Annotated in this window: 1 protein-coding gene; it reads left to right on the top strand. The window is 62.8% G+C overall.

What is annotated here, in order from left to right; genetic code table 11:
* Positions 1-92: 92 nt before the first annotated feature.
* Complete coding sequence (locus ACN50D_RS21790; protein ID WP_419970238.1) at positions 93-26,888, top strand: non-ribosomal peptide synthase/polyketide synthase; 26,796 nt, start codon at positions 93-95, stop codon at positions 26,886-26,888.
* Positions 26,889-26,924 lie beyond the last annotated feature (36 nt).

Here is a 26,924-nt window from a genome sequence, read left to right as displayed (position 1 = left end):
TGAGAGGCGCGATCAGCCTCTTGCTTTCGCGCTGTTGATTCGGACGCGGCTACGCACTCGGCGGCCGCGGAGATCATGCAGGGCGGGGCGCTGTGAAACCCTTCGAGGTAAGTCGGACCGATCCTTCTGATGAGACGCTCTTTCCGCTCTCGGCCGCCCAACGGGCAACCTGGTTCGCTCAGCAATTCGATCCCGAAGTCCCGATTCTGATAGCGCACTACGTGGAGCTGCGCGGCGAACTCGACGTCGAACTGCTGGATCGCGAAACGCGAGCGGTGGCATACGAGTTTCAATCTCCTTTGCTCAAAGTGATCGAGATCGACGGTCAACCGATGCAGTACGTGGACGAGACATCTGAGATCACCGTCCGTCTTGTCGACCTCCGTGGGTCCCCCGATCCGATCGAGGATGCCCTCGGGTGGATGCGCCGAGATTGCCGGACGCAGCTCGACCTGGCAGTCGACGGAATCGTCGCGACCGCTGTGCTGCGCGTCGGGGACGCGCACTATCTGTGGTACAGCCGCATCCATCATGTTGCGCTCGACGGTTTCGGTGCCATGACCATGATGAACCGCATTGCGCATCGGTACTCGGCCTCGGCGGCGAGAAAGGACTCGCAGCCGAGTCGTGCCGCGACGCTGCGCACGCTGTACGACATCGACGAGCGGTACAGAATGTCGGATCGATTCGCCGCCGACCGGGAGTACTGGGCTGAGCGCAATACCACCCTCGCCGGATCCAGCCTGGCGGAGGCTTCTGGGCCCGCGCAAACCGAGAGCCGACTCGAAAGCACACTGATGTCGGACCGAAGTTGTGCCCTTCTCTACGAATCCGAGAACCACGCTGCACCGGTCATCGCTGCGCTCGCGTTGTACCTCGCGCGGATGACGGCGAAAGAGACTGTCCAGATTCATGTTCCGATGTCCGGACGGACTACGGCGGTGCTGCGGGACTCGGGCGGCATGATGGTGAACGTCACGCCACTGCTCATCCGTGTCGCAGCGGTCGACACCGTCGGTGAACTGTTCGCCCAGGTCCAACATGAGCTCATGGGTGCATTGCGGCACCAGCGCTGCAGCCTCGACGACATCCGTCGGGACGCAGGCGTGACGAGCGGTCTGGAAGGCGAAGACTCATATGCCGGGCCCATGGTCAACGTCATGCTGTTTCGCCAGGAGGTGCAGTTGGGCGAGGTGGTTGGGGAGTATCACATCGTCACCTCCGGGCCGGTGGAAGACCTTCTGGTCAACGTGTATCCGAGCGGCGACAGGCTGCGTGTCGACTTCCGGGCAAACCCGATCCGATACGAGGAGGCGGGTTTACGCGAGCACCACCGGAACTTTGTCGGCTTGCTGGAAGAGTTGATCGCGTCTGATTCCGGTGCCGAACTCGCAGACATTCACGGCCCGACGGCCCGGGAGGGCGAGCGACGACAACGCGAAGTCCGGCACCTCGAGTATTGGAGACATGAGCTCGCCGGGGCGCCCGAACTTTTGCAACTTCCCTTCGATCGACCCAGGCCTGCAACGCAATCGCTGGACAGTGCACAGGTTGAGGTCCTGATCGCCGCCGACACCCACGCGCGGATCACGGCGATGGCGAGTGATCTCGGGACGGACACTCGTGCGGTCTTACATGCGAGCTTTGCTCTCCTGGTGAGCCGGTTGTCCGGTGCTTCGGATGTTGTGATCGGTACGCCCGCGGGATCCGACGCGAACATCGTCGCCATCCGGAGTCGCGTCGATCTGGTGACGACTTTCACGGCGCTCCTGTACAGCGTCGTCGAGGTCCACAGTAATGCGCGGGCGCACAGCGAGATACGGCTCGAGCAGTTGGTTCAGCCATTGCACGTGGAGGATGTACCCGCCTATGCGCCGGTTGTACAGGTGACGTTCGAGTCCGTCACCGGCGCTGACGAGCACCCTCGCGACATCGGCCGCTTCGATCTCGGAGTGTCTGCAGTCGAGACTTTCGACGAGGTGGGTACGCCGTCCGGAATCTCGGTAAGGCTCGCGTTTGCCACCGACCTGTTCGACGCCGAGACGGTACGTGGCCTCGGTTTGCGGTTCGCGCGCGTCCTGGAATCCGTCACAGCGGATCCGACAATGATGGTCGGCGACATCGACATCTTGTCCGACGTCGAGCGATCCGCGATACGGCCTGTACGCAGTGACCCTCGCGCTTCGCACCGCACCCTGGCCGATTTGTTCGACGGTGCGGCGCGCACACACCCCGACGGCGTGGCCCTGTCGTATCTCGATGCCGAGTTGACGTATCGAGAACTCGACGAGCGTTCCTCGAAGTTGGCCCGAGAATTGATCGACCGCGGCATCGGTCCGGAAAACAGTGTGGCGCTGGGTATGACGCGTTCGATCGAATCGGTTGTCGCGATGTTGGCGGTGACCAAAGCTGGCGCGGCATTCGTGCCGGTGGATCCGACCTATCCGGGTGAACGTGTTCGCTTCATGCTGACCGATTCCGGCGCCGTACTGGGGCTCACGGTCGTTTCCGAACTTCATCGTTTGCCGGATTCGATTTCCTGGATAGCAATCGACGACGCTGAGTTCCGTGGCCGACTTGCACGGTTGTCAGTGCGCTCCATCTCCGATGTCGATCGGGTGCACCCGATCCGGCCCGACAATCCTGCATACGTGATCTACACTTCGGGTTCCACCGGACTCCCCAAGGGGGTGACGGTCTCGCATCGTGGACTGGAAGCGCTTGCTGCCGAACAGCGTTCGCGGTTCGGTGCGACCCAGGATGCGCGAACATTGCACTTCTCGACCCCGAGTTTCGACGCCTCGATTTTCGAATACCTGCTGGCTTTCGGTGCCGGAGCGACCATGGTGATTGCGCCGAGCACGATCTACGGCGGTGACGAGTTGTCTCACTTCCTCGAATCCCAGCGTGTCACGCATGGTTTTGTCACTACTGCGGCGCTCGGAACAGTTTCGCCTGAGGGCCTTTCGGACTTCGGCGAAGTGGTGGTCGGTGGTGAGGCCTGTCCGCCGGATCTTGTGCAGCGGTGGGCTCCCGGCCGACGGCTGTGCAATGCGTACGGGCCGACCGAGACCACCGTCATGTCGAACATCGGCGAGCCGATGGTGTCGTCGGAGAACATCACAGTGGGCGGTCCGCTCCGCGGCTTCGAGGAGATCGTGCTCGATCAGCGATTGCACCTCGTCCCCGACGGTGTTGTGGGCGAGCTGTACATCTCGGGAGACGCGCTCGCACGCGGCTACCACCGAAAGTATGCGTTGACGGCAGAACGATTCGTGGCAGACCCCTTCGGCCACCCGGGCCGGCGGATGTATCGAACGGGGGATTTGGTGCGGCGGCGCCGTGGCCGTGCACTCGAGTACGTCGGCCGTAGTGACTTCCAGGTGAAAGTTCGCGGATTCCGTATCGAGCTCGGGGAAATCGACAGCGTCGTGCAGTCGTGTCCGCAGGTCGAGAATGCAGTCACCGTGGCGCGTGCGGCTCCCTCCGGTACAACGATGATCACCACGTATGTCGTGCCTGCCGGCGGAAGTGCGCTCTCGACGGCCGAGCTGACGCAGTACGCCGCGAGCCGTGTGCCGTCGTACATGGTTCCAGCGGCATTTGTTCTACTCGACGAGTTGCCGGTAACTCCGGCGGGAAAGGTCGATCGCGCTGCCTTACCGGCACCTCGGTTCGATGCTCGGTCGGACAACTTTCGACCGCCCGAGGGCGCTGAAGAACTACTGCTGGCCGAGATTTTTGCCGACGTTCTAGGCGTCGAGACGGTGGGTGCGGGTGACGACTTCTTCGAGCTGGGTGGGAACTCACTGATCGCCACAAAGGTGATCGCACTAGTCAATGCCGCTGAAGCAATCGATTTCGGGGTGCGGACTTTGTTCGAAGCACCGACGATCGAATCACTGGCCCTCCACGTGCGGGATGCGAAGTCATCCCGCGTTGATCGCACGCGTTCGAAGCGTCCAATCCTGCAGGCACATTCGTACAGGGACAAGATTCCGGTGTCTGTGGCACAACGACGCCTGTGGTTCGTCAATCAGTTCGACACGTCGTCCCCGGCCTACAACATTCCGATGGTGGTCCGACTGTCAGGTGCCTTGGATGTCGCTGCAATGCAGCGCGCGGTGGGAGATGTTGTCGATCGGCATGAATCGCTCCGTACCGTCTACCCGGCGTCGGTCGACGGCCCACATCAGGTAGTAGTGCCTTCGGAACGCGTGACGTCGAAGATTGCGTGGGAAGTATCCGTGGACGAGGAAGCCTTGGACAGGCGCATCGCCGATCTCGCTCGCGAGGGGTTCGACGTGAGCGCGAACGTGCCCCTGCGCGGCTCCCTTTTTCGGGTCACGCCGGACGATCATGTCCTTGCGCTGGTGGTTCACCATATTTCGGCGGACGGAGCATCCCTCGAGCCGCTGGCCCGCGACCTGACCCGCGCCTACGCGGCGCGGGCTGCGAAACGGGCACCGGACTGGTCGCCTTTGCCTGTGCAGTACGCCGACTACAGCCAATGGCAGATCGAACTGCTCGGCAGTGACGACGATCCGGACACGCTCGAGGCGAAGCAGTTGGACTACTGGACGTCCACCCTGGCCGGTCTACCTGACGTGATCGACCTTCCGCTGGATCGACCGAGACCGGCGGAACGATCCATGCGCGGTGAATCGGTCCGATTCTCGGTGCCCGCAGACGTGCACAGTGAACTCCTCGAACTCGCTCGGAATCACAACACGACACCGTTCATGGTGATGCACGCAGTGCTGGCGGTTCTGTTGGCACGGCTGAGCGTCTCGCCGGACATAGCGATCGGGACTCCGGTAGGAGGGCGCGCCGAGCAAGTCCTCGACGATCTGGTCGGGATGTTCGTCAACACGGTCGTCCTGCGAATCACCGTTGACACCGCCGCGACTTTCGAGGAGATCCTTTCACGAACTCGCGAAGTCGATCTGGCAGCGTTCGGACAAGCCGAGGTGCCGTTCGAGCGAGTCGTCGATGCAGTTGCGCCGGAGCGTTCGTCATCTCGCTCACCGCTCTTCCAGGTTCTGTTGGAATTCCAGAACACCGCAGATCCCCACCTCGAACTACCCGGACTGGGTGTCGATGTTGTTCCAGTCGACGTCGGTGTCGCCAAATTCGACTTGCAACTGTCGCTCTCCGAGCAGCGTGGCAAAGACGGCGTCCCCATGGGTTTCGATGCCGCCTTCACCTATGCCTCCGATATCTTCGAGCGCACCACAGTCGCCGAGTTCGGCGAGCGTTTCGTCCGCCTCCTCCGGTCGGTCGTGTCGGATCCAACAGTGCCAGTAGGGGATACGGAAATTTTGGGCGCGCCCGAGCGTGGGTTGGTGGTGGGTGGTTGGGATGGTGTGGGGGTTGTGGTGGGGGGTTTGACGTTGGTGGATGTGTTGGATGGGCGGTTTGCTGGTGTGGGTGGTGGGGGGTTGGTGTGTGGTGGGGTGGTGTTGTCGTGGGGTGAGTTCGATGTTCGGGTGAATCGTTTTGCGCGGTTGTTGATTTCGTTGGGGGTGGGTCCGGAGTCGCGGGTGTGTGTGGCGTTGTCGCGGTCGGTGGAGTTGTTGGTGGCGGTGTTTGCGGTGGTGCGGGCTGGTGGGGTGTTTGTTCCGGTGGATGTGGGTGCGCCGGTGGAGCGGGTGGGGTTTGTGGTGGGGGTGGTGGATCCGGTGGTGGTGTTGTCGCGGGTTGGTGATGGTGCGTGTTTGCCGGTGGGGGTGGGGTTTGTTGATGTGGGTTGTGTTGATGTTTCGGGGTTTTCGGGTGGTCCGGTGGGGGTGGGGGATCGGTTGGGGGTGTTGTTGCCTGAGCATGCGGTGTATGTGATGTTCACGTCGGGGTCGACGGGTCGTCCGAAGGGGGTGGTGGTGTCGCATGCGGGGGTGGTGAATCGGTTGTTGTGGATGCAGGGGGAGTTTCCGTTGGGTGTGGGGGATGTGGTGTTGCAGAAGACGCCGGTGTCGTTCGATGTGTCGGTGTGGGAGTTGTTTTGGCCGTTGATGGTGGGTGCGGGGTTGGTGGTGGCGGATCCGGGTGGGCATCGTGATCCGGTGTATTTGGTGGGTGTGATCGAGCGGTGGGGGGTGTCGGTGGTGCATTTTGTGCCGTCGATGTTGGAGGTGTTCGTGGGGGAGTTGAGCGTGGGGGAGTTGGGGGTGGGGTGTTCGGGTTTGCGTCGGGTGTTTGTGTCGGGTGAGGGGTTGTCGTCGGTGTTGGCGGGGCGGTTTGCGGGGGTGTGTGGTGCGGAGTTGGTGAATTTGTACGGGCCGACGGAGGCGTCGGTGGATGTGACGTTTCATGTGGTGGAGGGTGTTGTGGGGGTGGGTGTTCCGATTGGTCGGCCGGTGTGGAATACGCGTGTGTTGGTGTTGGATTCGCGGTTGCGGCCGGTTCCGGTGGGTGTGGTGGGGGAGTTGTATGTGGGTGGGGTGCAGGTGGCTCGGGGGTATGAGGGTCGTGTGGATTTGACGGTGGGTCGGTTTGTGGCGGATCCGGTGTCGGGGGTGGTGGGTGCTCGGGTGTATCGGACGGGTGATGTGGTGCGGTGGGGGTGTGGTGGGGTGTTGGAGTTTGTGGGGCGCACGGATTTTCAGGTGAAGGTGCGGGGGCAGCGGGTGGAGTTGGGTGAGGTGGAGGCGGTGTTGGCTGCTCAGGTGGGGGTGGCTGGTGCGGTGGTGGTGTTGCGGTCGGGTGTGGGTGGGGATTTTTTGGTGGGGTTTGTGGTGGGTGAGGTGGGGGTGGTGGTCGATGAGGTGGTGGTGTTGGAGGGGGTGCGGAGGTCTCTTCCGGGGTTCATGGTGCCGTCGGTGGTGGTGGTGTTGGGGGAGTTTCCGGTGACGGTGCATGGGAAGTTGGACCGTAAAGCCCTCCCGGACGTCAACTTCGAACCTCAAGCGCTGCAGTATGTTGCGCCACGAACGCCGGTCGAGGAGACGGTTGCCGCAATCTTCGATGATCTGCTGGGAACGTCGACGGTGGGCGTGAACGACGACTTTTTTGCCCTGGGTGGGAACTCTCTCAGTGCGGCCAGGTTGGTTGCGCGAGTGAATTCTGTTCTCGGCGAACGGATCAATATTCGTGACGTCTTCGATGCTTCTACCGTTGCAGCGCTGGCCGAATTGGCGCAGTGTCGCGGAGGAGAGGGGGCCAAGCCGGCGTTGACGCCGCGGGGTATGACAACAGATATCCCACTTTCACCGGCGCAGGAGCGAATGTGGTTTGCGAATCAGTTCGCCCCCGAGTCCGCCGCCTACAACGTCGCGTGCGCGTTGAGGCTCGAAGGTGCAGTGAACGTGAGTGCGCTTCAGACTGCATTTGTCGACGTCGTCGAGCGGCACGAGTCCTTGCGCACCGTTTTTCCTCTCACCGATGACGGCCCGCGTCAAGTGATCATGTCTACCTCACAGGTGGTATCGGATCTTGCACCGATACTTGTGCAGGGAGAGGAAGAGCTGCGCGAGCGTAGCCGGCAGATCGCTTCGGATGGTTTCGACGTCACGCAGCAGGTCCCGATGCGCGCCGCCTTGTTGCGGCGAGACGACCAGGTCCACTCGCACGTCCTGGTGATCGTGATTCACCACATCGCCGCTGACGGATTCTCGACGGTACCGCTGGCCCGAGATCTCACGAGCGCATACTCCTCCCGTGTGAACGGTAAGGCACCGCAGTGGGCGCCGCTCGGGATCCAGTATGCCGACTACGCGTTGTGGCAACGTGGTTGGTTGGGCTCGGAATCGGACTCTCGATCTCTGATCTCGAAACAGCTCGACTATTGGGCCGAGAATCTTGCGGGCGCAACGGAGGTTCTCGACATTCCGACCGATCGACCGCGCGGTGATGTGCGTTCGCTTCGACGCGGACGGATCAGGTTCGAGTTCGGTCCGAAGGTGCATGCCGGTGTGGTTGCCCTGTCGCGCAAACACAACGCCACGGTCTTCATGGTTGTGCACGCAGCCTTGGCAGTGCTGCTGGCGAGGCTCAGTGATGAGGACGACGTAGCCGTCGGAACTCCCATCGCCGGCCGTGGGGAGCGCGAACTCGACGACCTGGTGGGCATGTTCGTCAACACGTTGGTCTTGCGCACTGCAGTGGACCGCGGCGCGACTTTCGGAGACTTCCTCGACCAGGTCCGAAACCTAGATCTGAGCGCCTTCATTCATGCGGACGTGCCGTTCGAAAGAGTCGTCGAGATCGTGAATCCTTCACGTTCGACGGCGTACTCGCCCCTGTTTCAAGTCATGTTGGAGTTCCAAGACATCGAACGGCCTGCACTCGAACTCCCCGACCTGCAGGTGACCGACGTGGGCGTCGAGATCGACACCATCAACTTCGATCTTCAGTTGACGGTGACGGAGAACGCCGGCGCAGCCGACGAATCGGACGGTCTTCGCGCCGAGTTCGGATATGCCACAGATATTTTCGACGAGGAAACGGTAGCGGGCTTCGCCGACCGCCTGCAACGGATTCTCGAGTGCGTTATCACGGATCCGCAATCACGGATCGGAGATATCGAGATCCTCGACGCCTATGAGTCAGCCGAACTGGTACCCGTGCGAGGTGAGATTTCCGCCGCTGTTCAGACCCTTCCGGATTTGCTGACTGCAGCAACAGATATGGCGACCGCCCAGGATCCCGGCGCCGTCGCGCTGGTGTTCGAGGAACGTGAAGTGACCTATCTCGAACTCGACGTGCGGTCGAACCGCTTGGCCCGCATGCTGATCGAATCCGGAGTGGGTCCCGAATCGGTGGTGGCGTTGTGTCTCCCACGCTCCATCGAGTCCGTTCTGGCGGTGTGGTCCATTGCCAAGACAGGTGCGGCATTCCTTCCCGTGGACCCGGGACATCCTGCTGCTCGTATCGAGCACATGCTGGGCGACTCCGGTGCAGGGTGGGGGATAACGTCTCGAGCTCACAACGCGGCATTGTCCGGCCTCGTGCCGTGGCTGGTCCTCGACGATGCCGGTTTCGAGGAACGGCTGCGGGCGTACTCGCCATCGAAAGTCACCGACGCGGATCGGAAGGCACCGATTCGCATCGACAATCCGGTCTATCTGATCTACACGTCGGGGTCGACAGGAACACCCAAGGGCGTGACGGTGACACATCGCGGGTTGAGCGACTTCGCGCTCCAGGAGCGTGAGACCTTCGCCGCCACGACCCGATCCAGAACTCTGCACTTCGCTTCGCCGAGTTTCGACGCGTCGGTTCTCGAGCTCGTGATGGCCGTTGGTGCTGGAGCCACGATGGTGATCGTGCCACCGACCGTCTACGGCGGGTCGGAACTGGCGGAGCTAATGGAGCGCGAGCGCGTCACCCATTGTTTTGTGACTCCGGCGGCCTTAACGTCCGTCGCCCCAGACGGACTCACCACTGTCGGTTGTGTCGTGACAGGTGGGGAGGCCTGCCCGCCGGAATTGGTGGCCCGCTGGGCGCCGGGCAGAAAGATGTTCAACGCCTACGGTCCTACCGAGGCAACTGTCGTGTCGAGCATCAGTGCGGCACTGGCCCCGAACGACCCGGTCACTATCGGCACACCTACTCGCGGATTCAGCGAGGTAGTGCTGGACTCGCGTCTGCGAGCGGTACCGGTAGGTGTCGCGGGGGAGTTGTATCTCGCCGGGCCGGCTCTCGCTCGCGGCTATCACCGGCGATACCCGTTGACCGCCACGCAGTTTGTCGCAGATCCCTTCGGTGCGCCGGGAACGCGGATCTATCGCACGGGCGATCGCGTGCGGTGGACGCCCGACCGACGGCTGGAGTATCTCGGGCGCACCGATGCCCAAGTCAAAGTCCGTGGGTTCCGCATCGAACTCGGGGAAGTCGAGGTGGCACTGCAGACGCACCCGCGCGTGGCCCAGGCGGTGACGGCCGTCTGGAACGGCGACGGCAGGGATCGGTTGATCGGCTACGTGGTTCCCGATCGCGGAGCGAGTGTCGATCCGCGAGACGTCCTCGCCCATGCAGGCAAGCGCCTGCCGTCGTACATGGTGCCGGCGGCGGTGGTGGTGCTCGACGCCGTTCCGCTGACGGTTCACGGAAAACTCGACCGCGCAGCGCTTCCCACACCCGATTTCTCGTCCGCCGCCACACCCGACCGGCCACCGCGAACGGAAACCGAGAATCTTCTTGCCGCTCTGTTCGCGCAGGTTCTCGGTCTCGACGCGGTAGGAGTGCATGATTCGTTCTTCGAGCTCGGTGGCGACAGCATCATGTCCATCCAATTGGTGGCCCGCGCTCGCGATGCGGGTGTGATCATCTCACCCCGAGATGTTTTCGACCACAAATCCGTCGCCGCGCTTGCCGAGTCGGCGCACCTTGAGCAGGACAGGCCTGATGTACTCGCGGAGCTACCGGGATCCGCTGTCGGAACTGTTCCACTGAGCCCGGTGGCGCAGTGGATGCTCGACCGCAGCAGTGGCGGGCTGCGTGGCGGCGGAGTGAAACGGTTCTCCCAGGCGCTCTTGCTGACAGCTCCCGCTGATCTCACCCAGGACCTCCTTGTCCGTGGTCTCCAGGTGTTGCTGGACCGCCACGGAATGCTTCGAGCGCGCTTGGTTGAGAGTGACCGGGTCATGGAAGTCTTACCACCCGGCTCGATCTCGGCCGAAGGACTGATCCACCGCGTAGCTGTCGATTCGGTGGACGACGAAGGTTTCAGGGCCTTGGCGTCGGGAGAACTCGAGGCCGTGGCCGACAGCTTGGATCCCGCCGTGGCTGACATGGTGCGCGTGATCTGGTTCGACCTGGCCGACAAACCTGACGTGTCGACCGGGCGGGGCCGACTACTTGTGGTGATTCATCACCTGGTTGTCGACGGCGTCTCGTGGCGCATTCTGGTCACCGACCTGGCGTCGGTGACAGCACAACTCCAGGCCGGTGTCACGCCCGAACTGCCACAGATCGGAACGTCGTTCCGGCGATGGGCGCATGGGCTTGTCGAGCACGTGGGCGACCGGAGCGTCGAACTGGACATGTGGAGAACGATCCTGGACGGCGATGACCCGTTGATCGGTTCGCGCCCACTCGATCCCACGATCGACGTCGACGACACGGTCGACACCGTTACAGTGGACATCTCGCCTTCGGCGACCAGGAACCTTCTCACCACGGTTCCTGCGGCATTCCACGCCGGCGTGAACGACGGACTCGTCACCGCTGTTGCGTTGGCCTCGATCGGGTGGCGACGACGCCGCGGTATGGATACCGCTGCCGCCCTGATCACGCTCGAAGGACACGGCCGCGAGGAAGGGGTGGTTCCTGGTGCAGACCTCGCTCGCACCGTTGGTTGGTTCACCACGCTCTACCCGGTGCGCGTGGAACTTGGCGCAATCGACGTCGACGACGCACTGGCAGGTGGCGCCGACGCCGGGCGGGCTCTCAAAGCTGTCAAAGAGTACGTGCGTGCGATCCCCGATCATGGAATCGGATTCGGGATGTTGCGGTACCTGTCGGGCGAGAGCGACCCACTCGGCCGATTCCGTTCTCCTCAGATCAGTTTCAACTATCTGGGCCGGATCAGCTCCTCTGACGGAACACAGGACTGGCTGCCGGTGGAGGGCAATCGAAGGCTTGGCGGAACCCAGAACCCGTCCATGCCTGTGGCGTCCGTGATCGACATCAACGCCGCGGTTGAGGACCACGTCGACGGGCCGTGCCTGACAGCATCTTTCACCTTTCCCCGCGGAGTGCTCGACAGGTCTGACATCGCGGAGTTCGCGGAACTGTGGCGTCGTGCGCTCGACGGACTCACCGCGCACGCGTCGCGACCTGATGCGGGCGGTCTGACGCCGTCGGACATTCCCCTCGTCTCGGTCGACCAACAACAGATCGAACGCTGGGAGAACGACTTCCCCGGATTGCACGATGTCTGGTCGGTGTCGCCCCTTCAGGCCGGGCTGATGTTCCATGCCTCACTGGCGGCCACGTCGACGGACGTCTACACAGCGCAGTTGTGCGTCGAGCTCGAAGGATCGGTTGATTCCGAGCGTTTGCGCGGCGCTGCTGCCGGACTACTCGCAAACCACCCGAATCTGTGTGCAGCGTTTCTCTACGACGTGAACGGCCTACCGGTGCAGTTGATTGTCGACGATGCAGTGATTCCCTGGACCGAGGTCGACCTGAGTGATCGCGGATCGGCAACCGACGCAGATCTGGAGCGCCGCCTCGACGAGGATCGCAGTGCACCCTTCGACCTCGCTTCGCCGCCACTGCTTCGGCTGACGCTGCTGCGAACCTCGCCGACGAGGTGCGTGTTGGTGGTGACGAACCATCACATCGTCCTCGACGGTTGGTCGATACCGTTGCTGGTTCGCGAACTGTTGATGCGATACGCGGCCGACGACGGTCTCCCGGTCGAGAGGGCCCCGGCCGATCTTCCGGAGACTCCGTCGTACCGCACCTATCTGGAATGGTTGATGCACCGCGATATGGAGACCTCGCTCGCGGCGTGGGAGGACGCCTTGGAAGGCGTCGACGAGCCGACGTTGTTGGCGCCTTCGACGCCGATCGCGGAGCAGCTGGTGCCCGAAGAGGTTGCCGTCGATCTACCCGATTCGGTGCGCGACGGACTCGGTGCGCTGGTCCAACGGAGCGGGATCACGATGAACACGGTGATCCAGGCGGCGTGGGGTGTCCTACTGTCTCGGATGCTTTCCCGTGACGACGTAGTCTTCGGCGTCACGGTTTCGGGCCGCTCACCCGAGTTGCCTGGTGTGGAAAACATGATGGGGCTGCTGATCAACACGTTGCCTGTCCGAGTGCAACTGGATCCGGACGAGACGTGTACGCAGCTGCTCGCTCGACTGCAAAGCGAGCAGACAGCTCTGCTCGATCATCACTATGTCGGACTCGGCGCGATTCAATCTGTCGTAGGGACAGGCAATTTGTTCGACACACTGTCGGTCTTCGAGTCGTATCCGATCGATACCTCGGGGATGGGCGGGAACACCGACATTGCCGGTATGCGCGTCACCGCTGTGAATGCCCGCGACGCCACGCATTACCCGCTCACCGTGCTGTCGGTCGCGGAACCGACGCTGCAGGTCAGCCTGCGGTACCAGCCGGCGGCATTTGACCGCGCCGCGGTCGACACCATTGCACAGCGAATGTCGCGGATTCTTGCCGCCTTCGCAGCGAACGCGGATACACCGGTCGGTGAGGTCGACGTGTTTGTCGCCGGTGAGCGTGGGTTGGTGGTGGGTGGTTGGGATGGTGTGGGGGTTGTGGTGGGGGGTTTGACGTTGGTGGATGTGTTGGATGGGCGGTTTGCTGGTGTGGGTGGTGGGGGGTTGGTGTGTGGTGGGGTGGTGTTGTCGTGGGGTGAGTTCGATGTTCGGGTGAATCGTTTTGCGCGGTTGTTGATTTCGTTGGGGGTGGGTCCGGAGTCGCGGGTGTGTGTGGCGTTGTCGCGGTCGGTGGAGTTGTTGGTGGCGGTGTTTGCGGTGGTGCGGGCTGGTGGGGTGTTTGTTCCGGTGGATGTGGGTGCGCCGGTGGAGCGGGTGGGGTTTGTGGTGGGTGTGGTGGATCCGGTGGTGGTGTTGTCGCGGGTTGGTGATGGTGGGTGTTTGCCGGTGGGGGTGGGGTTTGTTGATGTGGGTTGTGTTGATGTTTCGGGGTTTTCGGGTGGTCCGGTGGGGGTGGGGGATCGGTTGGGGGTGTTGTTGCCTGAGCATGCGGTGTATGTGATGTTCACGTCGGGGTCGACGGGTCGTCCGAAGGGGGTGGTGGTGTCGCATGCGGGGGTGGTGAATCGGTTGTTGTGGATGCAGGGGGAGTTTCCGTTGGGTGTGGGGGATGTGGTGTTGCAGAAGACGCCGGTGTCGTTCGATGTGTCGGTGTGGGAGTTGTTTTGGCCGTTGATGGTGGGTGCGGGGTTGGTGGTGGCGGATCCGGGTGGGCATCGTGATCCGGTGTATTTGGTGGGTGTGATCGAGCGGTGGGGGGTGTCGGTGGTGCATTTTGTGCCGTCGATGTTGGAGGTGTTCGTGGGGGAGTTGAGCGTGGGGGAGTTGGGGGTGGGGTGTTCGGGTTTGCGTCGGGTGTTTGTGTCGGGTGAGGGGTTGTCGTCGGTGTTGGCGGGGCGGTTTGCGGGGGTGTGTGGTGCGGAGTTGGTGAATTTGTACGGGCCGACGGAGGCGTCGGTGGATGTGACGTTTCATGTGGTGGAGGGTGTTGTGGGGGTGGGTGTTCCGATTGGTCGGCCGGTGTGGAATACGCGTGTGTTGGTGTTGGATTCGCGGTTGCGGCCGGTTCCGGTGGGTGTGGTGGGGGAGTTGTATGTGGGTGGGGTGCAGGTGGCTCGGGGGTATGAGGGTCGTGTGGATTTGACGGTGGGTCGGTTTGTGGCGGATCCGGTGTCGGGGGTGGTGGGTGCTCGGGTGTATCGGACGGGTGATGTGGTGCGGTGGGGGTGTGGTGGGGTGTTGGAGTTTGTGGGGCGCACGGATTTTCAGGTGAAGGTGCGGGGGCAGCGGGTGGAGTTGGGTGAGGTGGAGGCGGTGTTGGCTGCTCAGGTGGGGGTGGCTGGTGCGGTGGTGGTGTTGCGGTCGGGTGTGGGTGGGGATTTTTTGGTGGGGTTTGTGGTGGGTGAGGTGGGGGTGGTGGTCAATGAGGTGGTGGTGTTGGAGGGGGTGCGGAGGTCTCTTCCGGGGTTCATGGTGCCGTCGGTGGTGGTGGTGTTGGGGGAGTTTCCGGTGACGGTGCATGGGAAGTTGGACCGTAAAGCCCTCCCGGACACCGATTTTGCGAGCGCTGCATATCGGATTCCTGCCACTCCTGCCGAAATCGGAATCGCCCGTGCTGTTGCCGACGTTCTCGGTCTCGACCAGGTGGGTGCCGACGACAGTTTCTTCGAACTCGGCGGGGATTCCCTCAGCGCCACTCGAGTCATCGCCCGCATCAACGCCGCATTGCACACCAATATGGGGGTCAATGCACTGTTCGACGCCCCCGTGGTCGCGGACCTGGCGGCCTCGATAGATCCAATCGACTCCGCGCCGGGCGAGCCTGGACCCGAGGAAGCTACTCGTGTGCCCCTCACGAGTAGGGCACGGCCAGAACGTATTCCGCTGTCGTTCGCGCAATCGCGGATGTGGTTCGTCAACCAGTTCGACACGTCGTCTCCGCTCTACAACATCCCCGTCGCACTACAACTGGACGGGTTCCTGGATTCGGGTGCGCTCCAAGCCGCGCTGGGTGATGTGGTGGAACGGCACGAATCTCTTCGAACGATCTTTCCTGCGTCCGCAGACGGGCCCTACCAGGTGATCGCCGAACCCGCGGTCGCTGCTCCTCGAATCCACCCCGTGCCGATTCCCGGCGAGTGGCTTTTCACGGACTTGCACGCGTTCTTCGACATCGGATTCGATGTGTCCGAAGGGTTCCCGCTGCACGTGAGGTTACTCCGAACCGGACCGGAGCAGCATGTACTCGCGATCGTTGTTCACCACATCGCCGCAGACGGCTTCTCGATGGCACCACTGGCACGCGACCTGATGAGTGCATATACCGCGCGCACGCAAGGTCGGAGCCCGGACTGGGCGCCGCTGCCGGTTCAGTACGCCGACTACACCCTCTGGCAGCGTGAGATCGTCGACGCAGACGTTGGTCCGGAAACTTCGCCCTCGGCCGAATTCGATTATTGGACAGCGAAGCTGTCGGGTATTCCGGACGTCTTGCCGCTCCCTCTCGATAGACCACGAACCTCGAAACGGTCTGCCGAGGGCGCGGTGGTTTCGATGGACTTCTCGCCCGAGATCCATCGAGCTTTGAACGAACTCGCACACCAGAACGGTTCGTCTCTGTTCATGGTGATGCATGCGGCTCTGGCGGTATTGCTGGCACGGCTCACTACAGCGGACGACGTAGTGATCGGGACTCCGGTCGCAGGTCGCGGTGCATCGGTGTTCGACGATGTGGTCGGGATGTTCGTCAACACGCTCGTCCTTCGCACACCTGTCTCATCCGGAGCAACCTTTGCCGAGGTGTTGGCCGCGGTGCGGTCAACGGATCTCGGTGCTCTGGACCATGCAGACATCCCCTTCGAGAGGTTGGTGGATTACCTCTCGCCCGACCGTTCCACCGAGCATTCACCTCTGTTTCAGGTACTCCTCGAATTCCAGACCGATACGGGACTGCGCTTCGACTTGCCGGAACTGACGGTTCGCTCGCTCGACGTCGATCTCGCGGTTGCGAAATTCGATCTGCAACTGAGTGTGATGGAGCACGTCGACGAGCACGGTGAGCCCGCTGGTATCAGCGCCGGTTTCCGTTATGCAACAGATATTTTCGATCGAATGTCGGTGGCGCGCATCGCGGCGCGCTTCGAAAGAGTGATCGGCGCCGTGACCGAGAACCAGTCGGTGGTCGTCGGTGATATCGACATGATTCTGGCCGGCGAACTCAGCGGGGTGCTGGTTGCGCCCACGCCCTCTGGCGCCGGAACAGACGAGGATTCGTTGTCGGATCTCTTCGATCGCACGGCGCGGACGTCCGGTGCTGCCGTGGCGGTGCGCTGCGGCGGATTGTCGGTTACGTACCGCGAACTCGACGAGCGAGCAAACCGCCTTGCTCGACTGTTGGTGGCGCAGGGGGTGGGGCCGGAAACCTTGGTGGCAGTCGCGATGGCCCGCTCGATCGACCTGATGGTGGCATTGCTGGCGGCGGTGAAGGCGGGTGGCGGATACGTACCGGTGGACTCGACTTCTCCGGTAAACCGGGTGGACTTCGTGCTGCGTGACGCCCGGCCGAAGTGTGTGTTGACCACCCGGGCCGACGGCGACTACATACGAGACAGTGACGCAATCGCAGACAGCGAGATTCCAGTGATTGCGGTAGACGACCCGGTGATTCTCGATGCACTGCACAGGTTTTCTCCGCTTGCGGTGACCGACCGAGATCGGCTGCTACCGCTCCGACCCGAATCGGTGGCCTACGTGATCTACACCTCGGGGTCCACCGGGCGCCCGAAGGGGGTGCAGGTTTCTCACCGCAGCGTAGTGACGTTGCTGGCAAACACCAGAGCGCTCTTCGGCTTCGGCAGCGGCGATGTGTGGACGATGTTCCATTCGGAGGCATTCGACTTCTCGGTCTGGGAAATGTGGGGCGCACTCGCACACGGTGGCCGACTGGTACTGGTCGACTACTTCACGGCCCGTTCACCAGAGGCATTCCTCGAATTGCTACGGCACGAACGTGTCACGGTGCTCAATCAAACTCCCACCGCCTTCTATCAATTGGCGGAAGCCGACCGGCTTACCGGGGGTGCGGCCCTGTCATTGCGCTACGTGATCTTCGGCGGAGAAGCGCTCGACTTCGGACAGTTGACGCGCTGGTACGCCCGTCGCGGGACTTCGTCACCAGATCTGGTCAACATGTACGGCATCACGGAGACCACTGTGCACGTCAGCCATTTACCGCTCGATCGTGTGCTGGTGCGTCAACGATCGGCCTCGGTGATTGGTCGGGCGTTACCCGGATTGCGTGTGTATGTGTTGGATCAGCGGTTGCACCCGGTGCCGCCCGGTGTGGTGGGTGAACTGTATGTCTCCGGTGATCAGGTTTCACGCGGATACCTCGGCCGGTTCGGTCTGACGTCCGCGCGGTTCATTCCCGACCTCGCGGTCAGTGGTGCGCGTATGTATCGGTCCGGTGACCTGGGGCGCTTGGATGACAGCGGGCAGCTGGAGTACCTCGGACGAAACGATCTGCAGGTGCAGGTGAAGGGGTACCGAATCGAACTCGGCGAGGTGGAGGCTGCACTGCTCTCCGGAGTGGGCGTGTCTCAGTCGGCGGTGGTAGCCCGCAGAGACCGGTTGGTGGGCTACGTGGTGCCGGAGTCCGGTGCCACTATCTCTCCGGCGGCGTTGCTCGAGTATGTCTCACAGAGGTTGGCGCCCCACATGGTCCCCGCTGTCGTGACGGTTCTCGAGGGTTTGCCGCTGACGGTGAACGGAAAGCTCGACCGGAATGCATTGCCTGAACCTGACTTCGGGCGACAGGCAACCGTAAGTCGTGGCCCCGCGTCCGCGACGGAAAACATCCTTGCGAGTCTGTTCGCCGAAGTTCTGGGACTCGAGGAGGTGGGGGTCGACGATTCGTTCTTCACTCTCGGCGGTGACTCGATCATGTCCATCCAGTTGGTGACGCGCGCCAGGTCTGCCGGAGTTCTGATCACACCGCGCGAGGTGTTCGAACGCAAAACTGTTGCGGCGCTGTCCGAGACGGCCGGAACGGCTGGCAACCGTGTCGTCGTCGACGAATTACCTGGCGGCGGCGTCGGTGAGATCGAATTGACGCCGATCGTCGAATGGATGCTTGACCGTGGTGGAGATTTTCGCCGGTACTCCCAATCTGTTCTGCTCTCGGTTCCTGCCACGCTCGACGAGGTCACGCTGACACTGGCCATGCAGGCTGTGCTGGACCACCACGACATCCTCCGCGCAGGCATCCGGGCGACGCATCATCCTGAATCCGCTCGGCGGATGGACGTTGCGCCTGTAGGTACGGTGCGGGCGGAGACCGTCGTACGCCACGGGAGCCTCGGGGGTTCTGCCGCGGAGACGGTCTCGACAGAACTCGACGCAGCTCTGGGGCGGCTCGACCCGGAGGCAGGTGTGATGGTGCAGGCAGTCCTGCTCGACACCGACGGACAGATTCAAAAGGACCGGCAGAGCCGGAAACAGTTGCTAATCGTGGCGCACCACCTCGTGACGGACGGCGTTTCCTGGCGAATCCTGATCCCCGATCTTGCACTTGCCTGTGCGCAGGTGCAGTCAGGCGTCGACCCGTCACTTGCTCCGGTCGGAACCTCGATGCGTCGATGGGCACATGGCCTCGTCGACGCCGCGCGCGAGCCGGATCGGGTCGCTGAAATCGACTATTGGCGAGAGGTGCTCGAGGGCCCGGATCCGACTCTGGGTGTGCGCGCCCTGACGAAGAGGGACACCGCCTCGGCCACCATTGACATCGAAGTACGAGTTCCCACGGGATTGACCGAGGCCGTGTCGACGACAGTTCCGCAGGCGATTCACGGGAGCGTCGAGGACGGATTGTTGACGGCTTTGGCACTTGCGATGGTCCGCTGGCGCATGGACCGCGGCATCGACAATCCGGAGACATTGATCAGTCTAGAGGGGCACGGACGCGAGGAACAGGTGGTTCCCGGGGCAGATCTTGCTCGCACGGTGGGATGGTTCACGACGATCTTCCCGGTGCGGATCGATCTGAGCGGAGTGGATCCGGGTGACGCCTTCGCCGGCGGCCCGGCTGCCGGCGTCGCTGCCAAGACTGTCAAGGAACAACTCCGGGCGGTGCCGGACCGCGGCATCGGCTTCGGGTTGCTGCGCTATCTGAACCGCGAAACGGCACACACTCTTTCGCAACTTCCGGTGCCTCAGATCAGCTTCAACTACCTCGGACGCGTCGGTGGATCCGACGCCGACGCTTCAGCGGGATGGGTACCGATCCGTGACGAGGACCTGCGGACGGTTGCGGCCGTCGATCTCCCACTCGCCAGCGTCCTCGAGGTCAACGTGATGACGGTCGACAGCGATACCGAGGACGGTCCGCAGCTCGTTGCCGGCTGGACGTTCCCACCGGACATTCTGGGTGCGGACGACGTTCGGCAACTGGGGCAGTGGTGGCTCGACGCACTGGCCGGACTCGCAGAGTTCGCGGCGGGCGGCGGCGGATTCACACCCTCGGACTTCGATCTGGTCGATCTTCGACAGGAGGCGATCGACGACCTCGAAAGTCGGTGTCCCGACCTGAGCGATGTCTGGCCACTCTCTCCACTGCAAGCGGGGTTGTTGTTCCACGCCGAATTGGCCGAACGATCGGTCGACGCATACCTCGTACAAGTGGCTCTCGATCTAGCCGGCGCAGTCGATTCGGAGCGCCTGCGCCGCGCCGCCGACGCGCTGCTCGGCCGGCATGAGAACCTGCGTACCGCCTTCCTTCACAGCGCCGACGGCCGTGCCGTCCAGGTGGTCCGAAGCAACGTGGCAGCGCCGTGGCAGGAAATCGACCTCACTGGTGCACCAGATCAGGAAATTGATCGAGCGCTGGCCGAGGACCGAGCGCGCCCGTTCGACATGGCACGGGCGCCGTTGATCCGATTCACCCTGATCGCTCTCGCCCCCGAAAAGTTCACGCTCGTGCTCACCAATCATCACATCCTTCTGGACGGCTGGTCCATGCCCCTGCTGATCCGGGAATTGGCGACGCTCTATGCCGCCGACGGTCAAGTGGCGGCCTTGCCTCACGCGCGCGCGTATCGCGACTATCTGACCTGGATGAGCCGCCGCGATCAGCAAGCTTCCCGAGCTGTGTGGGCGAGGACGCTGAGCGGAGTCGAAGGACCGACGCTGTTGGCTCCAGCGGTTCGATCGCGTCGACTCTCCACCATGGCGGCCGAGTGGGTGTTCGATCTGGACGAGGAATTCACAACCTCACTTCGCGGGATGGCGCGTGAACTCGGGCTGACGATCAACACGATTGTTCAGGCATCGTGGGGGATCGTCCTTGCTGCACTGACCGGGAGAGACGATGTGGTGTTCGGAGCGACGGTGTCGGGTCGACCTCCCGAGCTGACCGGGATCGAAACCATGGTCGGGCTGTTCATCAACACAATTCCGGTCCGAATCACGCTGCGCCCGAGTGAAAGTATCGGCACACTCCTCGCGCGGATCCAGGCCGAGCAAGCAGAGCTGTCGGATCACCACTGTCTCGGGCTTTCCGAGATCCACGTAGGCGCGGGGCCGGAGATCGTATTCGACACGTTGACTGTCTTCGAATCGTATCCCGTTGACCGTCAGGGGCTTTCGTCCGATACCGATATTGCGGGGGTCCGGATCACCGATGTCGAAGCCAAGGACGCTGCCCACTACCCGCTCAGCCTCGTAGCATCGTTCGACACCAGGCTCCGCCTGAAATTCGAGTACATACCCGAGGTTTTCGGTGCCGCCGACATCGAAGAGATCGCCGGACGACTGCGGCGCGTACTCGAAGCGTGTACCCAGCCGGATCGCCCCTTGGCTGTGGTGTCGGTGCTCGCAGCCTCCGAACATGCTGAATTGGTGCCAGTCCGTGGCACGGCCGGCGGGTCGTCGCGCGTCTTCCCGGAGATCTTCGACGAGGCAGCCCAGCGTGATCCGAACGCACCGGCCGTGGAATCGGCGGACGGCAGCATGACCTACGGCGAGCTGGACATCCTCTCCAATCGCATTGCTCGCATGCTCGTCTCGCACGGCCTGGGAACCGAGGACTATGTAGCGGTCGGTGTCCCACGTTCTCTCGCGTCCGTGGTGTCGATACTTGCCGTCGCCAAGACAGGCGCTGCGTTCGTGCCGATCGATCCCGACTATCCGGACGAGCGGATCAATCACATGCTGATCGATTCGAAGGTCAGCTTCGGATTGACCACCACCGCGGGCCGAGATCGATTGCCCGATATCGCGGAGTGGCTGATTATCGACGATCCGCATTTTACGAAGAAGTGCGAGGGATTCTCGGGGAGCCCGTTGACCGACAACGACCGACTCCGTCCGATCGGGTTGGATTCAGCTGCCTACGTGGTCTACACCTCGGGGTCGACCGGCGTGCCCAAGGGCGTCGTGGTCACGCAGCGAGGGCTCGACAACTTCGCCCGAGACCAGCTCGAACGCTACGGCGCAACTCCACAATCACGCACGCTGCACTTCTCCACTCCGAGTTTCGACGGGTCGCTCTTCGAATATCTGCAGGCTTTCGGAGCCGGGGCGACGATGGTTGTCGCTCCACCCGGGATCTACGGGGGCGAGGACCTGGCGCAACTTCTGGCAGAGCACGCCGTCACGCACGCGTTCGTCACCACAGCGGCATTGGCATCGGTGGACCCGGCTGGGCTGGAACAACTTTCGGAAGTCGTATTCGGGGGCGAGGCGTGCCCGCCCGACCTCGTCGCTCGCTGGGCACCTGGCCGCCGCCTGTACAACGCGTACGGACCGACCGAAGCAACGATCATGTCCAACGTCAGCCCGCCGATGACCGCCGGAGAACCAATCACCATCGGTGGACCCGTCAGGGGCGTCAGCGAACTGGTGCTCGACACTCGACTTCAAGCGGTTCCCGTCGGGGTCCCCGGCGAGCTGTACCTGGCCGGACCAGGCGTGGCACGGGGATATCACCGAAGGGCGGGGTTGACGGCAGAACGCTTTGTTGCCAACCCGGCTGACCCTGGAACGCGGATGTACCGCACCGGCGACATCGTGCGATGGACGGCGGACATGTGTGTCGAGTACGTCGGGCGAAGCGACTTCCAGGTCAAGGTTCGAGGCTTCCGTGTCGAACTCGGTGAGATCGACAGTGTGCTCATGTCGGAGCCCAACGTCGGTTTTGCCGTTACGGTTGCCGATTCCGCCCCCACCGGAGACACCCGACTCGTGTCGTACGTCGTGCCCACGGCGGGTCGACTGGACACCAGGATCCTGAGTCGCGCCGTGGCCCGGCGCTTGCCTTCGCACATGGTGCCTGCCGTTCTCACGGTGCTGGAGAACATTCCGTTGACCGCTGTCGGAAAAGTCGACCGTTCGGCGTTGCCAAGACCCGAAATCGAGACGACCACAGGGGATTTCCGTCCCCCGGTCGGCCCGGTCGAACAGGCAGTGTCGGACGTGTTCGGCGAGGTGCTCGGCCTCGAACGAGTCGGTACCGACATCAGTTTCTTCGAGCTCGGTGGAAATTCTCTGAGCGCCACTTCGGTCGCGGCGAGGCTACGGGCGGTGCTCGGAGCTACCGTAGGCGTGCGGGATCTGTTCGAGACGCCGACGGTGGCCGAGTTGGCTACGGTGATCGGCCAGTCGGTTGCCGAAGGGGCGGAGCGACTGGGACCGCGCCCCCGACCCGACAACATCCCCTTGTCGTTTGCTCAGCAGCGGATGTGGTTCGTCAATCAACTCGACACCAGTTCTCCTGCATACAACATTCCGCTCGTGGTGCGGTTGAGCGGTGAACTCGACAAACCGGCCTTGAGATCAGCGATGTCCGATGTCATCGCCCGCCACGAATCGCTGCGAACGATGTTCCCGGTCCACGGTGACGGACCGGTCCAGCACATCCTGCCCACCGAGAGCGCCGAGCTGCCGCAACTGACCGAGACATCGGTGACCGACGAACATCATCTCCGTGACGAGCTTGCCCGGATGGTCTCGGCCGGTTTCGACGTCGCCGCACGAATTCCCCTGCGGGCAGCGTTGTTCACCATCGATGAGCGCGAACACGTGCTTGCCGTAGTGGTGCACCACATCTCGGCTGACGGCTTCTCGATGTCTCCGTTGACCCGAGACGTGATGATTGCATACGAGGCCCACGCGTACGGCGGGGATCCCCAGTGGACGCCGCTTCCAGTCCAGTACGCCGACTTTGCGCTCTGGCAACGGGAGATTCTGGGCTCAGTCGACGACCCCGGGTCGGTGATCAGTGAGCAGTTGGCTTACTGGCGACGTGCATTGTCAGGTGCTCCCGACCTCTTGGAACTTCCGCTCGATCGAGACCGGCCGACGCAACAGAGTTTTCACGGCTCGCGGATTCACTTCTCGATCAGCAGTGATCTTCACCGCCGTATTCTGAACGTGTCGCGGCAGCACGAGTCCACTGCATTCATGACTGTGCATGCAGCGCTCGCGCTCTTGCTGGCACGTTTGGGCAGCACCGACGACATCGTGATCGGCACGCCGATCGCCGGCCGGGGAGATCGTGCCCTCGATGATCTGGTCGGCATGTTCGTCGGCACGCTCGCACTGCGCACACAGGTGGATCCGGCTCGATCGTTCCGCGAGTTGGTTGAGCATTGCCGCGAAGTCGACCTCGCCGCGTTCGCTTATTCCGACGTGCCCTTCGAGCGGGTAGTGGACGCGGTCGGGCCGAAACGGTCGAGCGCTTATGCACCGATTTCCTCGGTGTCGCTGGAATTCCAGAACAACAAACGACCGATTCTGAAGCTACCGGGACTGGAAGTCCGCGGGATCGACCCTGAACTCGAGGTAGTGAAGGTAGACCTGGAATTCCTTCTGGCCGAGGAGTACGACGATCGCGGTGAACCGGGAGGGATGAGCGGAGCCGTCGACTTTGCCACTGATCTCTTCGACCCCGGTACGGTCGGCGGTTTTGCCGACATGTTCGTTCGTGTGCTCGAGGCCGTGACCCGGAATCCGCAGGTACCGATCGGTGACATCGACCTACTCGGCGATCTCGAACGTCGCGAGTTGACGCCGGCGCATGGGCTCCCCGAAGTACCTCCGAAATTGTGGCCTGAGTTGTTGGCGGACGCCGTGGCGATCGATCCTGACTCGGTGGCCCTGTCGCTCGAGAACCGGCAGCTCAGTTATCGCGACCTGGACGAGTGGTCGAATCGTGTTGCCCGGGAGTTGTGCGGTCGCGGTGTGGGCCCGGAGACCTTCGTGGCACTGGGAATGCCTCGCTCGATCGAATCGGTGGTGGCGATCTGGTCGGTGACCAAAGCCGGAGCGGCTTTTGTGCCTGTCGATCCGGCCTATCCGCGCGAGCGCGTCGAATACATGCTCGCCGATTGCCGAGCCTCGCTCGGTTTGACTGTTCAGACCAGCCGAACTCACCTACCCGACGTTGTTCCCTGGCTGGAACTCGACGACCCACACTTCGCCCGGCGGGTAGCCGCGCTGTCGCCGGAACCGATCACCGATGACGATCGAACCGGTGAACTGAACCTCGATCATCCGGCCTACCTGATCTACACCTCGGGATCTACCGGGAAACCCAAGGGAGTGAACATTACTCATCGAGGTTTGGCGAGCTTCACGGCCGAAACTCGTGAGAGGTTCGAGGTCACTCACGACTCTCATGTCTCTCAGTTGGCATCGCCGAGTTTCGACGCTTCCATCTTCGAGTTGACGATGGCATTCAGCGCCTCGGCGCAAGTCGTGATCGTTCCGCCTGCTGTGTACGGTGGCGCCGAATTGGCCGATGTTTTCCGGCGCGAGCAGGTCACTCATGCCACCATTACACCGACCGCGCTGGCGGCGTTGGGTGACAACGGTTTCGAGGCGCTCCGTGTTCTCGATCTGGTGGGCGAGGCCTGCCCGCCGGAGGTCGTCGCGCAATGGGCGCCGGGTCGGAGGCTGCACAACGGCTACGGCCCGACTGAAACCACCGTGCAGGCGAGTGTCAGCGATTCGATGAAACCCGGTGCGGGAGTGAACATCGGCTCGCCGGCAGTGGGTTTCGGCTTCCTGGTGCTGGACGAGCGTTTGCAGCCCGTCCCGGTGGGCGTGCCGGGGGAGTTGTACATCATCGGCCCAGGTATGGCACGTGGGTACCATAATCGGGCGTCGCTCACGTCGGAACGATTTGTCGCTTGCTTGTACGGATCGCCGGGGCGCCGGATGTACCGCACCGGAGATGTCGTGCGTTGGCGTGAATCCGGCGGTGACAGTGCCAAAATCGTTGGCTCCGGCGATGGAGCGCATCACACGCTCGAATACATCGGGCGCAGCGACTTCCAGGTCAAGGTCCGTGGTTTTCGGATCGAACTCGGGGAAATCGATGCAGTTCTCTCACGCCATCCGTCGGTGGACTTCGCCGCGACTGTCGGCCACACGGGACCGTCGGGTGAAACGGTCCTGGTGTCGTACGTGCGTGCGTCAGCTGCCGACGCCACCGGCACCGACGAGATACGGGCGTACGCAGCCGACCGACTACCCTCGCACATGGTTCCGTCGGCAGTGGTGCTTCTCGATCGGATTCCGATGACACCGGTGGGCAAGCTCGACCGAAAGGCCTTACCGGAACCCGAATTCGGTTCGGCTGCAGCCGAGTTCCGCGAGCCGGTCACCGACACCGAGCGCGCCGTGGTCGACTCGTTCGTCGAGGTTCTGGGTGTCGACCGGGTGAGCACTACCGACAGCTTCTTCGACCTGGGCGGGTCCTCCCTGGTGGCCACCCGAATCGTCAGCGCACTGCACTCTCGTTTCCGACGGAGAATCCCGCTTCAGTGGATGTTCCTCGACCCGACACCCGCTGGAATCGCTCGACGCCTCGACATGCCGACAGCCGACGCCGGTATGGAAGAGCTTCTCGCCGTGGTTGTTCCACTGCGGACGAAAGGGACTGGGCGACCGCTGTTCTGTGTGCACCCCGGTATCGGCCTGTCCTGGGGGTATGCCGGCTTGGTGCGGTATCTGCCCGAGGACAGACCCGTGTACGGACTTCAGCTCCCCGCTCTCAGCGACGACGGTGACTATCAGTCGATCGAACAGTTAGCCCATCGCTACGTCGAAGAGGTGGAGGCCGTTTCGCCGGACGGGCCGTACGACTTACTCGGGTGGTCCCTTGGCGGAGTCATCGCGCACGCCATGGCCGTCGAACTGCAATCGTCCGGCCGCGACGTCGCCACACTGGCGATGATGGACAGCTACCCCGACAACGGCAATGCCCCTGCGTCAGCCGAACTCGACGTCCGAGATCTACTGCGAGGACTCGGCCTCGAGATCGAGACCGACCGAGATCTGACCTTCGACGAGGCGGCGGCCGTGTTGGCCCGGAGGCTCGGGCCCGAGACGGGAGTCGACGGTCGGGACCTCGAACGGATTGCCCGAGGGTACGAGACTTCGCAGAGAATCACGCACCAGTTCGTTCCCCAGGTCTACGAAGGAGATCTGCTGATCTTCCTGGCATCCGGAGAAGACGACACGATTCCGCGCGACAGGTCGCCGCAGGAATGGAGCCCACTCGTGACGGGCCGGATCGTGGAGGTGCCCGTGCGCTGCGAACACAACGAGATGATCGAACCTCCGGCCATGGCGGTCATCGGACCGGTGCTCGCCCGGGTGCTCTCGATGTTTTCCGGATACTCCGAACGGGCATGACAACTTCAAGCCACCAAGCCGCACGCCCGCGAAGCG

It is taken from the genome of Rhodococcus sp. SB1D (assembly GCF_048573875.1).
GTDB lineage: Bacteria > Actinomycetota > Actinomycetes > Mycobacteriales > Mycobacteriaceae > Rhodococcus_F > Rhodococcus_F qingshengii.
The sequence above is the reverse complement of the archived record's forward strand: the minus strand, read 5'-3'. Positions and strand labels throughout refer to the sequence as shown.